At 59.6% G+C, this 15,403-nt stretch carries 15 protein-coding genes and 1 pseudogene; 12 read left to right on the forward strand and 4 right to left on the reverse strand.

Translation table 11 applies throughout. From position 1 onward, the window contains the following. The first annotated feature begins 233 nt into the window (after positions 1–233). The 8 genes and pseudogenes from ACIPLA_RS11105 (at position 234) to ACIPLA_RS11140 (ending at position 6,920) form a co-directional block, all read left to right on the forward strand. Positions 234–542 (forward strand): PepSY domain-containing protein, encoded by a 309-nt coding sequence (locus tag ACIPLA_RS11105; RefSeq protein ID WP_123497891.1) that lies wholly within the window; start codon positions 234–236, stop codon positions 540–542. Continuing rightward, entirely contained in the window at positions 542–862 is a 321-nt protein-coding gene (locus ACIPLA_RS11110) for a PepSY domain-containing protein (protein ID WP_218399070.1), read from the forward strand. The genes ACIPLA_RS11105 and ACIPLA_RS11110 overlap by 1 nt, the downstream gene beginning before the upstream one ends. A 3-nt stretch (positions 863–865) precedes the next feature. After that, a complete protein-coding gene (locus ACIPLA_RS11115) occupies positions 866–1,534 on the forward strand; it encodes a response regulator transcription factor (RefSeq protein WP_218399071.1) in 669 nt (222 codons plus the stop codon). Then, entirely contained in the window at positions 1,531–2,844 is a 1,314-nt protein-coding gene (locus ACIPLA_RS11120) for a sensor histidine kinase (protein WP_401173152.1), read from the forward strand. The genes ACIPLA_RS11115 and ACIPLA_RS11120 overlap by 4 nt, the downstream gene beginning before the upstream one ends. A 435-nt stretch (positions 2,845–3,279) precedes the next feature. Beyond that, positions 3,280–4,596: a Na+/H+ antiporter family protein gene (locus ACIPLA_RS11125; RefSeq protein ID WP_401173153.1), complete on the forward strand. Its 1,317-nt coding sequence runs from the start codon at positions 3,280–3,282 to the stop codon at positions 4,594–4,596. Positions 4,597–4,742: 146 nt separating this feature from the next. After that, a pseudogene (locus ACIPLA_RS11130) lies at positions 4,743–5,561 on the forward strand (cache domain-containing protein); the annotation flags it as partial. A 102-nt stretch (positions 5,562–5,663) separates the two neighbouring features. Further along, positions 5,664–6,419, forward strand: a complete 756-nt coding sequence (locus ACIPLA_RS11135) for a methyl-accepting chemotaxis protein (RefSeq protein WP_371317174.1) — start codon at positions 5,664–5,666, stop codon at positions 6,417–6,419. A gap of 336 nt (positions 6,420–6,755) precedes the next feature. Then, on the forward strand, positions 6,756–6,920 hold the full coding sequence (locus ACIPLA_RS11140; protein WP_123497881.1) for a metallothionein: 165 nt from the start codon (positions 6,756–6,758) through the stop codon (positions 6,918–6,920). 69 nt (positions 6,921–6,989) lie between these two features. On the opposite strand, the gene ACIPLA_RS11145 is transcribed toward ACIPLA_RS11140, so the two are convergent. From ACIPLA_RS11145 to ACIPLA_RS11155, 3 genes are all read right to left on the reverse strand, one after another. Beyond that, positions 6,990–7,217, reverse strand: coding sequence for a DUF6555 family protein (locus tag ACIPLA_RS11145; RefSeq protein ID WP_008071169.1), 228 nt, complete (start codon positions 7,215–7,217; stop codon positions 6,990–6,992). Positions 7,218–7,525: 308 nt separating this feature from the next. After that, positions 7,526–8,560, reverse strand: a complete 1,035-nt coding sequence (locus tag ACIPLA_RS11150; protein WP_401173154.1) for a purine-nucleoside phosphorylase — start codon at positions 8,558–8,560, stop codon at positions 7,526–7,528. A 24-nt stretch (positions 8,561–8,584) separates the two neighbouring features. Continuing rightward, the gene (locus tag ACIPLA_RS11155) at positions 8,585–9,541 is read right to left on the reverse strand and encodes a nucleoside-specific channel-forming protein Tsx (protein WP_401173155.1); all 957 of its coding nucleotides are present in this window, start codon (positions 9,539–9,541) and stop codon (positions 8,585–8,587) included. Between the two features lie 501 nt (positions 9,542–10,042). Here ACIPLA_RS11155 and selD point away from each other — a divergent pair. Beyond that, complete coding sequence (gene selD / locus ACIPLA_RS11160; RefSeq protein WP_218399077.1) at positions 10,043–11,077, forward strand: selenide, water dikinase SelD; 1,035 nt, start codon at positions 10,043–10,045, stop codon at positions 11,075–11,077. Next, a complete protein-coding gene (gene mnmH / locus ACIPLA_RS11165; protein WP_401173156.1) occupies positions 11,077–12,180 on the forward strand; it encodes a tRNA 2-selenouridine(34) synthase MnmH in 1,104 nt (367 codons plus the stop codon). The genes selD and mnmH overlap by 1 nt, the downstream gene beginning before the upstream one ends. A 106-nt stretch (positions 12,181–12,286) precedes the next feature. On the opposite strand, the gene ACIPLA_RS11170 is transcribed toward mnmH, so the two are convergent. Then, complete coding sequence (locus ACIPLA_RS11170) at positions 12,287–12,958, reverse strand: histidine phosphatase family protein (protein ID WP_401173238.1); 672 nt, start codon at positions 12,956–12,958, stop codon at positions 12,287–12,289. Between the two features lie 382 nt (positions 12,959–13,340). On the opposite strand from ACIPLA_RS11170, the gene ACIPLA_RS11175 reads away from it, so the two are divergent. Both ACIPLA_RS11175 and hemB read left to right on the forward strand, forming a co-directional pair. Continuing rightward, positions 13,341–14,048, forward strand: coding sequence for a glutathione S-transferase family protein (locus tag ACIPLA_RS11175; protein ID WP_218399080.1), 708 nt, complete (start codon positions 13,341–13,343; stop codon positions 14,046–14,048). Positions 14,049–14,295: 247 nt separating this feature from the next. After that, on the forward strand, positions 14,296–15,270 hold the full coding sequence (gene hemB, locus ACIPLA_RS11180) for a porphobilinogen synthase (RefSeq protein ID WP_401173157.1): 975 nt from the start codon (positions 14,296–14,298) through the stop codon (positions 15,268–15,270). Positions 15,271–15,403 lie beyond the last annotated feature (133 nt).

Genomic DNA, 15,403 nt, shown 5'->3' on the forward strand with positions numbered 1-15,403 from the left:
TTCCAGGGCATGGTCAGGCACCTCCTGACCGTATTTCATACCTGTAAACGATGTCTCCGGTTTAAAACGTAAAGGATGTCTCCGGTTTCTACCCGAGCAAGCCCGCTCCCACAGGTTTTGTGTATGGCTGCGATATCGTGGTGCTATTCCCAATGATGGCAATTCAGTTTCAGTTAAGTTCGAATCACTAAGGTGACCCTCGTAGCAACACATAAAAAAATACGGAGACACCCATGAAAATCCTGACTGCCCTGTTCACCGCCTCCATCATCGCCATGACTGCCAGCATCGCTCACGCGCGCGACCTCGGCCCCGACGAAGCCCTGAGACTGCGCGACGCTGGTACCATTGTGTCCTTCGAGAAGCTCAACGCCACGGCATTGGCCAAACACCCCGGCGCCAAAATCAGCGAAACCGAGCTTGAAGAAGAGTACGGCAAGTACATCTACCAGGTGGAACTGCGCGACCCGCAGGGTCTTGAGTGGGACCTGGAATTGGACGCTGTCAGCGGGCAGGTTCTCAAGGATCATCAGGATACGTAATGAAGGTGTTTTGTTTAAATCGGCGCACCAGCAGTCGGATGGCGCTGGCGCTCCTGGCATTTTGCTCGGTGGTCATGGCCCGCGACCTGGATCAGGACGAGGCCCTGCGCCTGCGCCAACAAGGTGTGATCCTGCCGCTGGAGCAGCTCTTGCAGCAAGCGCTGGACCTCTATCCCGGGGCCAAGCTGCTGGAAGCGGAGCTTGAGGAAAAGCACGACGTCTACATTTACGAGGTCGAGCTGCTCACCGCCGAAGGTATGGTGCGCGAGCTGGACCTCGACGCCACCACCGGCCATTTACTGAAAGACAAGGAAGACTGACCGATGCGTTTGCTCCTGGTGGAAGACCACGTGCCGCTGGCCGACGAATTGATGGCCGGCCTCAACCGGCAGGGTTACGCGGTGGATTGGCTGGCCGACGGCCGCGATGCGGTGTACCAGGGCAGCAGCGAGCCTTATGACCTGATCATCCTTGACTTGGGACTGCCGGGTTTGCCGGGGCTCGACGTGCTGGCGCAATGGCGGGCCGGCGGCTTGGCCACGCCAGTGCTGATCCTCACCGCGCGCGGTTCCTGGGCTGAGCGGATCGAAGGTCTCAAGACCGGCGCCGATGATTACCTGACCAAACCGTTTCACCCCGAAGAGCTGCACCTGCGAGTCCAGGCATTGTTACGCCGCTCCCACGGTCACGCCAATCAGCCGACGCTCAAGGCCGCCGGTTTGCATCTGGATGAAGGTCGCCAGTGCGTGACCCGCGACGGTGCGGACATCCAGCTCACCGCCGCCGAGTTTCGCCTGCTGCGTTATTTCATGCTGCACCCTGAACAGATCCTTTCCAAAAGCCACCTCGCTGAACACCTCTACGACGGTGAAACCGAGCGCGATTCCAACGTGCTGGAAGTTCACGTCAACCACCTGCGACGCAAGCTCGGCCGCGGCGTGATCGAAACCCGTCGCGGTCAGGGTTACCTGTTCGGCGGGCAAGCCCAGTGAAGTCGATCCAGCGCCGCTTGAGCCTGGGCCTGATCAGCGTGATGGTGATCGTCGGCCTGGTGCTGGCGCAAACCAGCCTGTGGCTGTTCGAAATGGGGTTGCAACGCTACCTCGAAGACGGGTTGCGCAACGACAGCGAAAACCTGCTGGTGGCGCTGGTGCGTGGGCCGCAGGGTTTGCAACTGGATGAGCGGCATTTGTCGCCAGCCTATCAGCGACCGTTCTCCGGGCATTACTTCCGTATCGATTTCGCCAACAGCCATTGGCGCTCCCGCTCGTTATGGGATCAGGAGCTTCCGCAGCTTGAACATCCTGGCCTGCATAGCAATCTGCAATTGGGGCCGGAAGGCCAGCAGTTGTTGGTGTTGCGTTCGGACTATCGCCGGTTGGGCCAGGCGATTTCCATCAGCGTCGCCCAGGACTACACCCCGGTGCGCGAGAGCTTTCGGCGCATGCAGCAGGTCGGTCTGGGGTTGGGGCTGGCGGGGCTGTTGTTGATTTTGCTATTGCAACGGATCACCGTGCGCCGCGCCTTGCGCCCCCTGGAAAAGGCTCGCGAGCAAATCGCCCAATTGCAGCAGGGCCAGCGTTCGCAACTCGACGAAGAAGTACCGCTGGAGCTGGAACCGCTGGTGGCGCAGATCAACCATTTGCTGGCCCACACCGAAGATAGCCTCAAGCGTTCACGCAACGCCTTGGGCAACCTCGGCCATGCCTTGAAAACCCCGCTGGCGGTGTTGTTGAGCCTGGTTTCCAGCGAAAAACTCGATGCTCACCCGCAGTTGCGCAAAGTCATGCAGGCGCAACTGGAACAGGTTCAGCAACGGCTCAATCGCGAACTCAACCGCGCCCGGCTGTCCGGGGATGCACTGCCGGGAGCGTTGTTCGATTGTGATGCCGAGCTACCGGGGTTGCTAGCCACGTTGAACATGATCCACGGCGAACACCTCGACTTGAGCTACCGCGCGCCTGCCGGTTTGCAACTGCCGTGGGATCGTGAAGATCTGCTGGAGTTGCTCGGCAACCTGCTGGACAACGCCTGCAAATGGGCGGATGCGGAGGTGCGGCTGAGCGTGGTCGAAACGGCTGAAGGGTTTGAGTTGAGCGTGGAAGACGATGGGCCGGGAATTCCCGAAGACCAGCGCACTCAGGTATTCAGCCGCGGTACCCGGCTGGATGAACAGACGGATGGGCATGGCTTGGGCTTGGGCATCGTGCGCGACATCGTCGATACGTGGGGCGGGGTGTTGAAGCTGCAGGAAAGCGAGTGGGAAGGGTTGAAAGTCACGATAGAACTGCCCAAACGCTGACTCCAAACGCAAGGACGCCGCTTAACCTGTGGGAGCGGGCTTGCCCGCGAAAACGGCGGCACAGTCAACATCGATATCGCCTGACACAACGCCATCGCGGGCAAGCCCGCTCCCACATTGAATCTGTATTGCCTGCAAATTTTGCGGATAACCGCTAACCCTGTGGGAGCGAGCCTGCTCGCGATAGCGGCGGCACAGTCAATATCAATGTCGCCTGACACAACTCATACCCTTATGACACTGATTCAACTGCCGAAGGCAGCGCCAACAGGTGTTGGCGTTGGCTTTGACAAGGCGGCAGCGGTCCGGCACAGTGCGCGCCCTCTAATAAAACCCATTTCTCCTAATCCGCTGGCGGCGCTCATACAGACTGCCGGCCGGACTCATTCCGTTTGGCGGTGATTGCCTCACCGCGCTGCTTTTGAGGTAACAACAATGAATGCAGTAATTGCCGCGGTCGGCATCATGCTGATACTCAGCCTGTCCCGCGTGCATGTGGTGATCGCGCTGATTGTGGGAGCGCTGGTCGGTGGTTTGACCGGTGGTCTGGGCATCGACGCGACCCTTAAAGCTTTCAACAGCGGCCTCGGCGGCGGGGCGACTGTTGCGTTGTCCTATGCCTTGCTCGGCGCGTTCGCGGTGGCCATCGCCAAGTCCGGCCTGGCCCATGCGCTGGCCGACAGGGCCCTGGCCATGGTCGATCGCCAGCACGCCAACGGTGGCGGAAACGTCAAATGGCTGCTGATCGGCCTGCTGTGGGTGGTGGCCATCGCCTCCCAGAACATTTTGCCGATTCATATCGCCTTTATCCCGTTGCTGGTGCCGCCACTGTTATATGTGCTGACCAAACTGCAACTGGACCGTCGTTTGATTGCCTGCGTCATTACGTTCGGTCTGATCACGCCGTACATGTTCCTGCCCGTGGGCTTTGGCAACATCTTCCTCAATGAAATCCTGCTGGCCAACGTCGCCCGTAGCGGGGTAGACATCAGCGGTATCAATGTCACCCATGCCATGGGCATTCCGGCGCTGGGCATGGTGTTTGGCCTCGCGGCGGCGTTCATCAGCTACCGCAAGAAACGCGTTTACGACCTCGAGAAAATCGAGAAAGTCGAACAGGTCGCGGTGCAGTACAACCCCATGAGCCTGATGATCGCCGGTCTGGCGATTGCCGCTGCGTTCATTGTTCAGTTGCTGCTGGACTCGATGATTATCGGGGCGCTGGTGGGCTTCCTGATCTTTTCGGTGTCGGGCATCGTCAAATGGCGCGACACCGATGACCTGTTCACCGAAGGCATGAAGATGATGGCGATGATTGGCTTCATCATGATCGCCGCGTCCGGGTTTGCCGAAGTGATGAAAGCCACCGGTCATGTGCAGACGCTGGTGGAGCCCTCGGCGTCGTGGATCAACCACAGTAAAGGCATCGGAGCGCTGTTGATGCTGCTGGTCGGATTGTTGGTGACCATGGGCATTGGCTCGTCGTTTTCCACCGTACCGATTCTGGCGGCGATTTTCGTGCCGTTGTGCGTGCAACTGGGTTTCAGCCCGATCGCCATCGTGTGCATCGTCGGCACCGCCGGTGCGTTGGGCGATGCCGGGTCACCCGCGTCGGATTCGACCCTGGGCCCGACCTCCGGTCTGAACATCGACGGCCAGCATCATCACATCTGGGACACCGTGGTCCCGACCTTCCTGCACTACAACCTGCCGCTGCTGGTGTTTGGTTGGGTGGCGGCGATGGTTCTCTGATTTCGCTCCCGTAGGAGCCAGGCTTACCGGCGAAGGCGATTTCGAGGACGCCTTCGCCGGCAAGCCTGGCTCCTACAGTTTTACGTTGGCCTGCCGTTATAGCCTTTAACCACGCCAACAAAATCAAAAGAGTGAACGTCATGCGCATGAGCCTGAAGGCTAAAGTCCTGTCCCTTGCCGTCCTCCCGGTGCTGCTCTTTGCGCTGGTCATCAGCCTGACCACATTGTTCATTCTCCAGGAGCAGGCCCGCAAGGAAGTCGAGGAAACCCGTCAGCGCCTGCTCAGCGATGCCAAGGCAACCCTGCAAAGTTACGTTGCCGTGGCCATGACCACGATCAAACCGCTCTACGACGCGGCCGCCCCCGGCGATGACGCAGCACGGGCGCAGGCGATCAAATTGCTGTCGAGCATCACCTATGGCAAGGACGGCTACTTCTTCGGCTACGACTCCAATACCGTGCGCCTGTTCAAGGCCAGCAGCCCCGAAGGCGTGGGCCAGAGCTTCAAGGACAACCGCGACCCGAATGGCGTCTACGTCAACCGTGACCTGGTGAAAGTCGCCAAGGACGGTACTCACTACCTGCAATACAGCTCGCCGCTGCCCGGCAACACCCAGGTGCTGGTGCCCAAACTCGGCTACACCGAGTACCTGTCGAAGTGGGACATGGCGGTCGGCACCTCGGTCAACCTTGACGGCATCGAAGCCCAAGTGGCGGTGGTCGAGGCCAAGGTCCAGGAGCGCATGCAAGGCGTGGTGCTGAGCATTGTCGGGATTGCCGTGGTGGTGCTGTTGTTGATCGCTGCCGCTGGGATGTTGCTGGCCAATACCATTCTGCGTCCGCTGAACCTGATGAAAGCCAACCTCGACGACATCGCGGCAGGCGAGGGCGACCTGACCCGGCGTCTGACCATCACCAGCCAGGATGAACTCGGCCAACTGGCCGGCTCGTTCAACCGTTTCGTCGACAAGATCCACGGTCTGGTACGGCAGATCACTGAAATGACCTCGCAACTGACCGGGCTGGTGAATCAGGTGTCCGATCAGGCCCAGCGCTCGGATCTAGCCATGGAGCGCCAGCGTCACGAAACCGATCAGGTGGCCACAGCGATCAACGAAATGTCGGCGGCGGCCCAGGAAGTGGCCAAGAGTGCACAAAACGCGGCGGTCGCTGCCCAGCAGACCGACGAAGAAGGCCAGGCCGCCAAGCGTGTGGTGGCCGGCAGCATTGTGAAGATTCATGCGTTGGTGAATGACATTCGCAGCAGCGGCGTGTCGCTCGACAGCCTGCAGAAAGACGTGTCGTCGATTGTCAGCGTGCTCGGGGTGATCCGTTCGATTGCCGAGCAGACCAACCTGCTGGCGCTCAACGCTGCTATTGAAGCCGCCCGCGCCGGTGAGGCCGGGCGTGGTTTTGCGGTGGTCGCCGACGAAGTGCGTGCATTGGCCAGTCGCACGCAAATCAGCACCCAGGAAATCCAGAGCATGATCGACCGCTTGCAGGCCGGCACCCAATCGGCGGTCGAAGCCATGCGCCGCTCCAGCGAGGCCGGCGACGGCACGTCGGCCCAGGCCAACGAGGCCGGGGCATCTCTGGACGCCATGGCCCAACTGATCGGCACCATCAACTCGATGAACGCCCAGATCGCCAGCGCCGCCGAAGAGCAAACCGCCGTGGCCGAAGAGATCAACCGCAGCGTGCACCAGATCGCCGTGGCCGTAGACAGCGTCGCCGACGAAACCCAACTCGGCGCCCAGACCTCGCGTAGCCTGGCCGATCTGGGTCAGCGCCTGGGGCAACTGGTCGGGCAATTCCGTATTTGATTGATGTTGCTCGTGTGGCGAGGTGCTTGCCCCCAATGCCGGTAAATCAGGACGCAGAACCTGTAGGAGCGAGGCTTGCCCGCGAAGAATGCGCCGCGGTTTTTCAGGTATTACGTGTCATCGTTCTTCGCGGGCAAGCCTCGCTCCTACAGGTGCTGTGCTTCCCCTCACCACAGGGCAGTGTTCGCCCATGAGTAGCTGCATCGCGACTACCCTCATTAGTAAGCAAGCACCGTCCAAGGGTTTGTTTGAACCCGTTTGGGGGACGAGCGGTCATTTGCTTCAGGTGTCGCGCACCCGCGGCACCTTGACGACCACAACAATGGAGTCAGACTCATGATCGACAGTGAAAGTATCTGCGACTGCCCCAAATGTTCCTGCAAACTGGGCGAACATCCGATCGCGCGTCACGGCAAGCACTATTGCTGTGAAGCCTGCGCCAAACATCACGAACACGGCGAAGCATGCTCCACCAAAGGCTGCAAGTGTGCAAAGCACTGACCGTTCAGCCAAAAAAGTGGAGCCGTCCAGGCTCCACTCGGTTTGAATCTTTCCCCTCCTTTTTGACGCTCAACTGGCCGGTCGCCAGGTCACATTCTCGATGCCGAATTTCTCTGCCAGCGGTTTGCTGGTCTTTTGCACCCTCTCACGGCCAAAGCGCGGGATCCGGCCTACTCCGGCATCGCAACTTGCCCAGTGCCAAGCCTCTGCATTGTCCATTTTGTCGAGGCGGATAATGAAAGACTTGGGCTGGCCATGAAGGGTGTATTCAATGACGAAAAGTTTTGCGTTGTTCATAAAACCCGTATTCCTCCCTGTAGTTATAGAGGGATCACGAGGCGCGGCGAAAATTCAGTCGAATTGTCGGACGGTGACAGTGACTGGCGACAGCCGGGCGCCTCGTGATACTGGAGCGTTCCTGACTCCTGATGATCCTGGCGTAAGGCTACGCCGCCTGACTTGAACATGCCTGGGGTGGTTGCCGTAATGCTACTAAAGTGGGAGCGGGCTTGCTCGCGAAGGCGGCTTCACATTCAACATCCACGTTGACTGTCAGTTCGCCTTCGCGAGCAAGCCCGCTCCCACAGGGGTTGTGTTTTGTCAGATCAAGCTTCGGGAACACCTTTCTCCCAAACCGACCAGTTGGTCAAAATCTCCTGCACCAACGGATTCCCCGTGCGGTACAGGTTCTCCAGCGCCGGCACAAACCCACCTTGATCGGCGTATTTGAGCAGGTTATCCACCTCGCTCTGGCCCGGCGCCGGCCGGTCGAAGTCGGAACCGGCGCGCACCACCGCCAGACGCCGGACGTCCACCAGCCCCTCGCGGCTGGCGCGCAGCAGCGCCTCGTAGGTGGAGTTGTCTTCCTGCTGAGTCGTGCAATACACCCCTTCGTTATTGGTCAACAGCTTGGTCCAGACTTCTGCGCGCTCGCTCAAGCGCGTCCCGGAAAACCAGGTATTACCCGCCAGCGTGTCGCACTGGGTCACTACCGGTGGCTGATTGGCCGGGGCCGACGGATATTTCAAGCGCCATGCCGCTGATTCCTTACTCTCGCTCAGCTGAACCTTGTGGCTCAGGGCGAACGCCTTGGCCTGCAACTTCGGATTGAGTTCGAACACTTCGGTCTTGTAGTCCAGCGGTGGCTTTTCGTTCGGGCTTTTGGTGTTGATGCCCAGGTAACCGGTCGGCCAGTCTTTCGGCGCGTCCCGGGAATCCAGCTCCCACTGGGTGCCGAACTCCACCAGGTAGTGCGCCCACGCGGTGGTGCCGATGGTGCCGTGGTGCGGGCTGATGCCGGCAATCCCGGCGATCAGGAAGTAACTTTTGCGCAGGTCGAATTTCGGTGACAGCGCCAGGGCAAGGGTCGAGGCCGCGGCATTGGTCTGGCCCATGCCAGTGACCATCAGGCACACCTGTTGGGTGTTGCAGCGAATATTCGGGTACTCGGCGGACAGGCCTGGTACGCGCACTTCTTGCTTGAGCTCCAGGCGATCGATCCAGTTCTGCGCCTCGGGGGCAAACATGGTGATCAGCACTACTTTCGGCTGGATCGGCGTGTCAACCGCCCAGGCAGAAGAAGAGAGCAGGGTGCTCATGGCCAAACCGACGGACAGGGAAAAACGGGTCATTGCCTTCATAAAACCTCCTTATTCAAATGAGCCTTAAAACTGATAACCGACACCGGCGTAGTAGCCCCAGCCGTTGGAACGGGCGCGGAAGTCACCGTCGCCGAAATTCAATTCACTGCCGTCGTCCCAGTTGCCGCCATTGTGGAAGTAACGGCCGACCAGGGTGAAACGCAAGTGGGTGAAGGCGTAGAGCAACACGTTGGTGGCCACGGTGGCGTTGGCGGTGCGGGCCGGGTTGTCTTTGTGCAGGTCGGAGCCGAAGTCGAAGTTGGTGAAACCGATGTAGGTCAACGAAGCGCCGTTGCTGAAACTGCTGATGGGCACGATGTATTTGAGCTGAGCGCGGTAGCCGTCCCATGAATACTCGTTGCTGGCACCGTAGTTTTCCCACTGGTAGCGGCCGTAGAAGTTGGCTGACAGGTTGACCCGCGAATGGGTGTCGATGTCCGTGCCGAGGCCGCTGTAGAGCGTGTTGGCGCGGTTGGCGCTGTTGCTGCCATGGTCGTAGATCCAGTCGAACGCCACGTACCATTCCTTGAACGGCCCGATGGCCAGGCTGCGGCCGGCCAGGTAGTCGATGGAAATCCGCGGTTCGTGCTCCATGAACACCGGCGAGCCGTGGTCCCAGACACCTTTGTCATGGCTGTTGCCGATGTCGAAGATCTTCGGAATGTCGATGTAGCCGTACAACTCGAACGGGCCCTTGCGGCCGAAGTATTCATATTCCAGATAGATATCGTCGGCCGGTTGTGGGCCGAAGCTAATGTCTTTGCTGCCGATGACGGTCAGGTCCTGGTTGAACCAGTCCGACAGGTAGGCGCCTTTTTTCGGCGGGCTCGCTTCAGGGCTGAGGGCTTCGCCCTGAGCGGACTCTTCGGCGCTGGCCGGTTGGGCCAAAACGTGGCTGCTGAGTAGTCCTGTAACGCTGGCCAGTAGCAAGGAAACAGCAAAAGTGCGCGAGCAAGTCACGCGGCTGGAGGTGCAATGCATTAAAAGTCCCTTTTCGTGCGGATCGAAAGCCCGGTGGTGCGGGTTTTACGCGGTTAGGTGGCGAACAGGCCGGTATCGGCGACTCGCAAACGTTTGCACAAGGCATACCAGTTTTGTTCAAGGTGCTGAAAAATTGAGGGAATTGGTAGTTTTACTGTCCTTTTGGTCAAGGATTTCGGGGGGATGAGCAGAAGGAGTGGTTTTCAGGGCGAAGGGGATCTGGCAGGGATATGCACCAAAGTGGTGTCGACTGTCAGACGAGTAACCCGATCTGTGGCAAAGAGCTTTTGTGGAGAGGGGGCAACCCTAATGCCAGTTAGTTTGCGCAATTCATGTGGGAGCGGGCTTGCTCGCGAAGGCGGTGTGCCAAACAGCATTAATGCCGACTGACGCTCCCTCTTCGCGAGCAAGCCCGCTCCCACAAGGTCAGTGCCAGGCGGAGCGCCTAGTCGCACCAGTGCTCTGTTAGAATCGGCGGCATTGACTTCATGAGGTACCCCGATGAGCGAGCCGATTCGTCTGACCCAATACAGCCACGGCGCAGGCTGTGGCTGCAAGATTTCACCCCAGGTGCTGGAGGTGATTCTGGCCGGCAGCGGCGCACAAAACCTGGACCCGAAACTCTGGGTCGGCAACGCCTCGCGCGATGACGCGGCGGTGTATGCCATCGACGAAGAACGCGGCGTGGTCTCGACTACCGATTTCTTTATGCCGATCGTCGACGATCCGTTCGACTTCGGCCGTATCGCCGCCACCAATGCCATCAGCGATATCTACGCCATGGGTGGCGATCCGTTGATGGCGATTGCGATCCTCGGCTGGCCGGTCAATGTGCTGGCGCCGGAGATTGCCCGGGAAGTGATTCGTGGCGGGCGTTCGGTCTGCGACGAGGCGGGGATTCCACTGGCCGGTGGCCATTCCATCGACGCGCCGGAGCCGATCTTCGGCCTGGCCGTGACCGGACTGGTGGAAAAACGCCATATGAAGCGCAATGACACCGCCACCGCCGGTTGCTTGCTGTACCTCACCAAACCCTTGGGTATCGGCATCCTCACCACGGCCGAGAAGAAGGGCAAGTTGCGCCATGCCGACATCGGCCTGGCCCGTGACTGGATGTGCACCCTGAACAAACCCGGCAGCCGTTTCGGCAAACTCGACGGTGTGACCGCGATGACTGACGTCACCGGTTTCGGCCTGCTCGGGCACTTGGTAGAAATGGCCGACGGCAGCAACGTGACCGCCCGCATCGAATATGACCGTGTACCGCGCCTGCCGGGTGTCGAGTACTACCTTGATCAAGGCTGCGTGCCGGGCGGCACGCTGCGCAATTTCGACAGCTACGCCAGCAAACTCGGGCGGCTTCAGGAAATGCACAAACGTGTGCTCTGCGATCCGCAGACCAGCGGCGGCCTGCTGATTGCGGTCACGCCTGAGGGCAATGAACAGTTTTTGATGGTGGCAGCCGAACTCGGTCTGACCCTTGAGCCGATCGGCGAACTGGTTGAGCGACAGACTAACGCGGTAGAGGTGTTTTGATGTCCATCGATTTCACCGATTACCGCGACATCTTCCTCAATGACCGGCCGATGATGGATACCCGCGCGCCGGTCGAATTCCTCAAGGGCTCATTCCCCGGTGTGGTCAACCTGCCGCTGATGAATGACCTCGAGCGTGAGCAGATCGGCACCTGTTACAAGCAACATGGTCAGCAGGCGGCCATTGAGCTGGGGCAACGACTGGTCTGCGGCGACGTCAAGGATCAACGCGTCCGGGCCTGGGTCGAGTTTGTCCGGGCAAATCCTGACGGCTATTTGTACTGTTTCCGCGGCGGTTTACGTTCGCAGATCGTCCAGCAATGGATCAAGGAAGAAGCCGGCATTGACTATCCACGAGTCGGTGGTGGTTATAAGGCGATGCGGACCTTTCTGCTGGATACCGTCGATCAGGCGGTTGCCCAGTGTGACTTCGTCTTGCTGGGCGGCATGACCGGCACCGGCAAGACCGAGGTGCTCACGCAATTGAGCAATGGCCTGGATCTGGAAGGCCACGCTAATCATCGCGGTTCCAGTTTCGGCAAACGGGCTACAGGCCAACCGAACAACATCGATTTCGAGAACCGGCTGGCCGTGGATGTGTTGAAGAAGCGCGCCAACGGTATCGAGCAGTTCGTGCTGGAAGACGAGAGCCGCATGGTCGGCAGTTGTGCCTTGCCGCTGCCGTTGTACAAGGGCATGCAAGAGTTTTCGATGGTATGGCTGGAGGACAGCGTCGAAGGTCGGGTCGAGCGAATTCTGCAGGATTACGTGATCAACCTGTACGCCGAATTTGTCGCTGTGTACGGCGAGCAGGGGTTCGCGCTGTATTCCGAGCGGCTGATTTCAAGTTTGAACAATATTCACCGACGCCTGGGCGGCGAGCGTTACCAGCGCATGCTTTTGCAAATGGAAAGTGCCCTGGAAGAGCAGGCACGCTCCGGATCTGTCGAGCAGTTTCGGGACTGGATTGAAGTGTTACTGCGCGAATATTACGACCCGATGTATGCGTTTCAGCGGGAGAAGAAGGGTTCGCGGATCGAGTTTGTCGGGGAGCGGGGGGCGGTGCTTGAATACCTGCGGGAGCGCGCTAACAAGCAAGTTTAGGTGGCGGGTTTGCTGGCCTCTTCGCGGGCAAGCCTCGCTCCTACAGTGAGATCCCCTGTAGGAGCGAGGCTTGCCCGCGATGAGGCCCTGACAAACGCCCGACCGCTTACGTCGGACAAGTCTCCTGACCGTTATCCAGCCCTTGCTTGTAGCTATGACTCTGCAGGCTGGCCTTGCCGTTGTGCCAGGTCAGCGTGAGCACGTACAGCGAGTCGTAATCGCTCGATTCCCAGTCATCGGTAATGTTCTGTTTTTTGCCGACGGCTTCCCCGGCGACCTTGTTGATCAGCTCGGGCAGGTAGCCGTGGGACCAGGCCGTATAAATGACCGAGTTGTGATACTTGTCGTGGAGCAGTTCATCCGCCAGGTCGCTGGTGTCGTTGGCCGAGAATTCGATGTTCACCGGCAAGCCGAGCTTGATCGCGCTGGGGCTGATGGTCATCAGGGGGCGGATGTAACTGTAGGAGTTATCGAATTCGCCTTCCTCGACATTGCGTGTCGGGTTGGCGGCGAACACGTAGTTGGCCTTGCCGAATTTTTCCGGCAACAAGGTGGCCAGGTCGATGGCGCGATTCAACCCCTGACAATTGAGCTGGCCCAGTCCGCCGGCGGGTTTTTCCGCGTGGCGCAGGAATACCAGCGTCTGGGTGCCGTCCGCCGGTTGGGCGCGGCTTTCACTGGACTCAAGCGACAAAAACAACGCGCTGACCGCCAGCAGGGAGGGCAGGAAGATATAGGCGCGATGCTTGAAGCGTTTGGCGAATTTCAATGGGTTCATCATCGAATAGGTCATCTTCAGCGTATTCGGTTAAGGCTGACAAACCTTGACACCGCGAGCTCCCAGCATCGGGTGTATTCCATGTCATTGACCCGGTCCGTTTCCTACAGGGCAATGCTCAGAGTCCTCTGAAGCCCTTTGGTTCGATCCGAGTGAGGTGCCCGACACTTTAACGGCAACCTTGAACGGATTGGGGAAAAGGTTATCGACTGGATGTTGCGGATTTATGGACACGGCACACACCTTACTCCTTGTAGGAACTGCCGAAGGCTGCGATCTGTTGATCTTTCTCTTCGGCGCCCCCCTGAGGACGCCAAAAGATCGCAGCCTTCGGCAGCTCTACATTATGATCTTCACTCCGTTTTTCCCGTGGATGCCCCTTATGACCGATTTGTCTGCATTCCCCATCACTCGAAAATGGCCGGCGCAATACCCGGAGTGGATCCAGCTCTATTCCTTGCCAACGCCCAATGGCGTCAAGGTTTCGATCATGCTCGAAGAGATCGGGCTGCCCTACGAGCCGCATCGTGTGGGCTTCGACACCAACGATCAGCTGTCCCCTGAATTTCTCTCGCTGAACCCCAATAACAAGATCCCGGCAATCCTCGACCCCCATGGTCCGGGGGACCATCCGCTGGCGTTGTTCGAGTCCGGGGCGATTCTGATTTACCTTTCCGACAAGAGTGGGCAACTGCTGGCGCAGGAATCGGCGGCGCGTTACGAGACCATTCAGTGGCTGATGTTTCAGATGGGCGGTATCGGGCCGATGTTCGGCCAGCTCGGTTTCTTCAACAAATTCGCTGGCAAGGACTACGAAGACAAGCGTCCCCGTGATCGCTACGTTGAGGAAAGCAAGCGCTTGCTTCAAGTCCTCGATGGCCGTCTGCAAGGGCGCGACTGGATCATGGGCGAGCGCTATACCATCGCCGACATCGCGACCTTTCCGTGGGTGCGCAACCTGATCGGCTTCTACGAAGCCGGCGACCTGGTCGGCATCCAGAATTTCCCCAATGTTACCCGCGTTCTGGAGCGTTTTCTGGCAAGGCCGGCGGTGATTCGCGGGCTGGAAATCCCCAAGCAACCGCTTTGATTTATCGCACTGAACCTGTGGGAGCGGGCTTGCTCGCGAAAGCGGTGGGGCAGTCGACATCAATATTGAATGATAGACCGCCTTCGCGAGCAAGCCCGCCCCCACAGGGTTCTGTGCTGGATGCGGGGATTGTTGCCGCCGCGGCAACGCAGTCTTGAGCGATCGAGGTTTGTGCGCCGCGCCTTGCAGGGCATAAGCTTCGCCTCCTATAAGTTTCGTCTTTTCCGCCGTTTTTTCAGGAAGACCCATGCCCAGTCAGTTCCCCGAAGCACGTCCACGCCGTCTGCGCCGCAATGCGAGCCTGCGCAGCCTGTTCCAGGAAACCGAGTTCAGCTTGAATGATCTGGTGCTGCCTATTTTCGTCGAGGAAGAAATTGACGATTTCGTGCCGATCAAGAGCATGCCCGGGGTGATGCGCATTCCCGAGTCGAGGCTGGCTGGCGAGATCGAGCGTTACGCTCGGGCCGGGATCAAGTCGGTGATGACGTTTGGCGTGTCCCATCATCTGGACAGCAATGGCAGCGATACCTGGAGCGACAATGGCTTGGTGTCACGCATGTCGCGCATCGCCAAAGACGCCGTGCCGGAAATGATCGTGATGTCCGACACCTGTTTCTGCGAGTACACCGATCACGGCCATTGCGGCGTGCTGCACCACCACGAAGTCGACAACGACGAGACCCTGATCAACCTTGGCAAACAAGCCGTAGCCGCTGCCCGCGCTGGCGCTGATGTGATCGCACCGTCGGCGGCCATGGACGGGCAGGTCCAGGCCATCCGCCGGGCGCTTGATGCAGCGGGTTTCAGCCAGACCGCGATCATGGCCTATTCGACCAAATTCGCTTCGGCGCTTTATGGCCCGTTCCGCGAGGCCGGCGGCAGTGCGCTGAAGGGCGACCGTAAAAGCTATCAGATGAACCCGATGAACCGCCGCGAAGCCGTGCGGGAATCGCTGATGGACGAACAGGAAGGCGCCGACGCGCTGATGGTCAAACCGGCCGGCGCGTACCTGGACATCATCCGCGACATCCGCGAAGCCTCGCGTTTGCCGCTGTCGGCGTATCAGGTGAGTGGCGAGTACGCGATGATCAAATTCGCCGCCCAGGCCGGGGCGATTGATGAAGACCGAGTGGTGCGTGAGAGCCTGGGGGCGATCAAACGGGCCGGGGCGGATTTGATCTTCACCTACTTCGCGATGGACCTGGCCCTGGCCGGGATCTAAAGACCACCACATAATCACTGTGGGAGCGGGGGGGGGGGGGGGGGGGGCCGGGGGGGGGGGGGGGGGGGGTGGGGGGGGGGGGGGGGGGGGCCGCCGCCCCCCCCCCGCCCCACCTGGGGAACGGGTGGTTGGT

It is taken from the genome of Pseudomonas sp. NPDC086112 (assembly GCF_044746425.1).
Taxonomy (GTDB): Bacteria; Pseudomonadota; Gammaproteobacteria; order Pseudomonadales; family Pseudomonadaceae; genus Aquipseudomonas.

Bases quoted from the DNA above. Each gene is read 5' to 3' on its own strand.
- ACIPLA_RS11105 (WP_123497891.1), top strand. From the start codon at position 234: ATGAAAATCCTGACTGCCCTGTTCACCGCCTCCATCATCGCCATGACT.
- ACIPLA_RS11110 (WP_218399070.1), top strand. From the start codon at position 542: ATGAAGGTGTTTTGTTTAAATCGGCGCACCAGCAGTCGGATGGCGCTG.
- ACIPLA_RS11115 (WP_218399071.1), top strand. From the start codon at position 866: ATGCGTTTGCTCCTGGTGGAAGACCACGTGCCGCTGGCCGACGAATTG.
- ACIPLA_RS11125 (WP_401173153.1), top strand. From the start codon at position 3,280: ATGAATGCAGTAATTGCCGCGGTCGGCATCATGCTGATACTCAGCCTG.
- ACIPLA_RS11135 (WP_371317174.1), top strand. From the start codon at position 5,664: ATGGAGCGCCAGCGTCACGAAACCGATCAGGTGGCCACAGCGATCAAC.
- ACIPLA_RS11140 (WP_123497881.1), top strand. From the start codon at position 6,756: ATGATCGACAGTGAAAGTATCTGCGACTGCCCCAAATGTTCCTGCAAA.
- ACIPLA_RS11145 (WP_008071169.1), bottom strand. From the start codon at position 7,217: ATGAACAACGCAAAACTTTTCGTCATTGAATACACCCTTCATGGCCAG.
- ACIPLA_RS11150 (WP_401173154.1), bottom strand. From the start codon at position 8,560: ATGAAGGCAATGACCCGTTTTTCCCTGTCCGTCGGTTTGGCCATGAGC.
- ACIPLA_RS11155 (WP_401173155.1), bottom strand. From the start codon at position 9,541: ATGCATTGCACCTCCAGCCGCGTGACTTGCTCGCGCACTTTTGCTGTT.
- selD (WP_218399077.1), top strand. From the start codon at position 10,043: ATGAGCGAGCCGATTCGTCTGACCCAATACAGCCACGGCGCAGGCTGT.
- mnmH (WP_401173156.1), top strand. From the start codon at position 11,077: ATGTCCATCGATTTCACCGATTACCGCGACATCTTCCTCAATGACCGG.
- ACIPLA_RS11170 (WP_401173238.1), bottom strand. From the start codon at position 12,958: ATGAACCCATTGAAATTCGCCAAACGCTTCAAGCATCGCGCCTATATC.
- ACIPLA_RS11175 (WP_218399080.1), top strand. From the start codon at position 13,341: ATGACCGATTTGTCTGCATTCCCCATCACTCGAAAATGGCCGGCGCAA.
- hemB (WP_401173157.1), top strand. From the start codon at position 14,296: ATGCCCAGTCAGTTCCCCGAAGCACGTCCACGCCGTCTGCGCCGCAAT.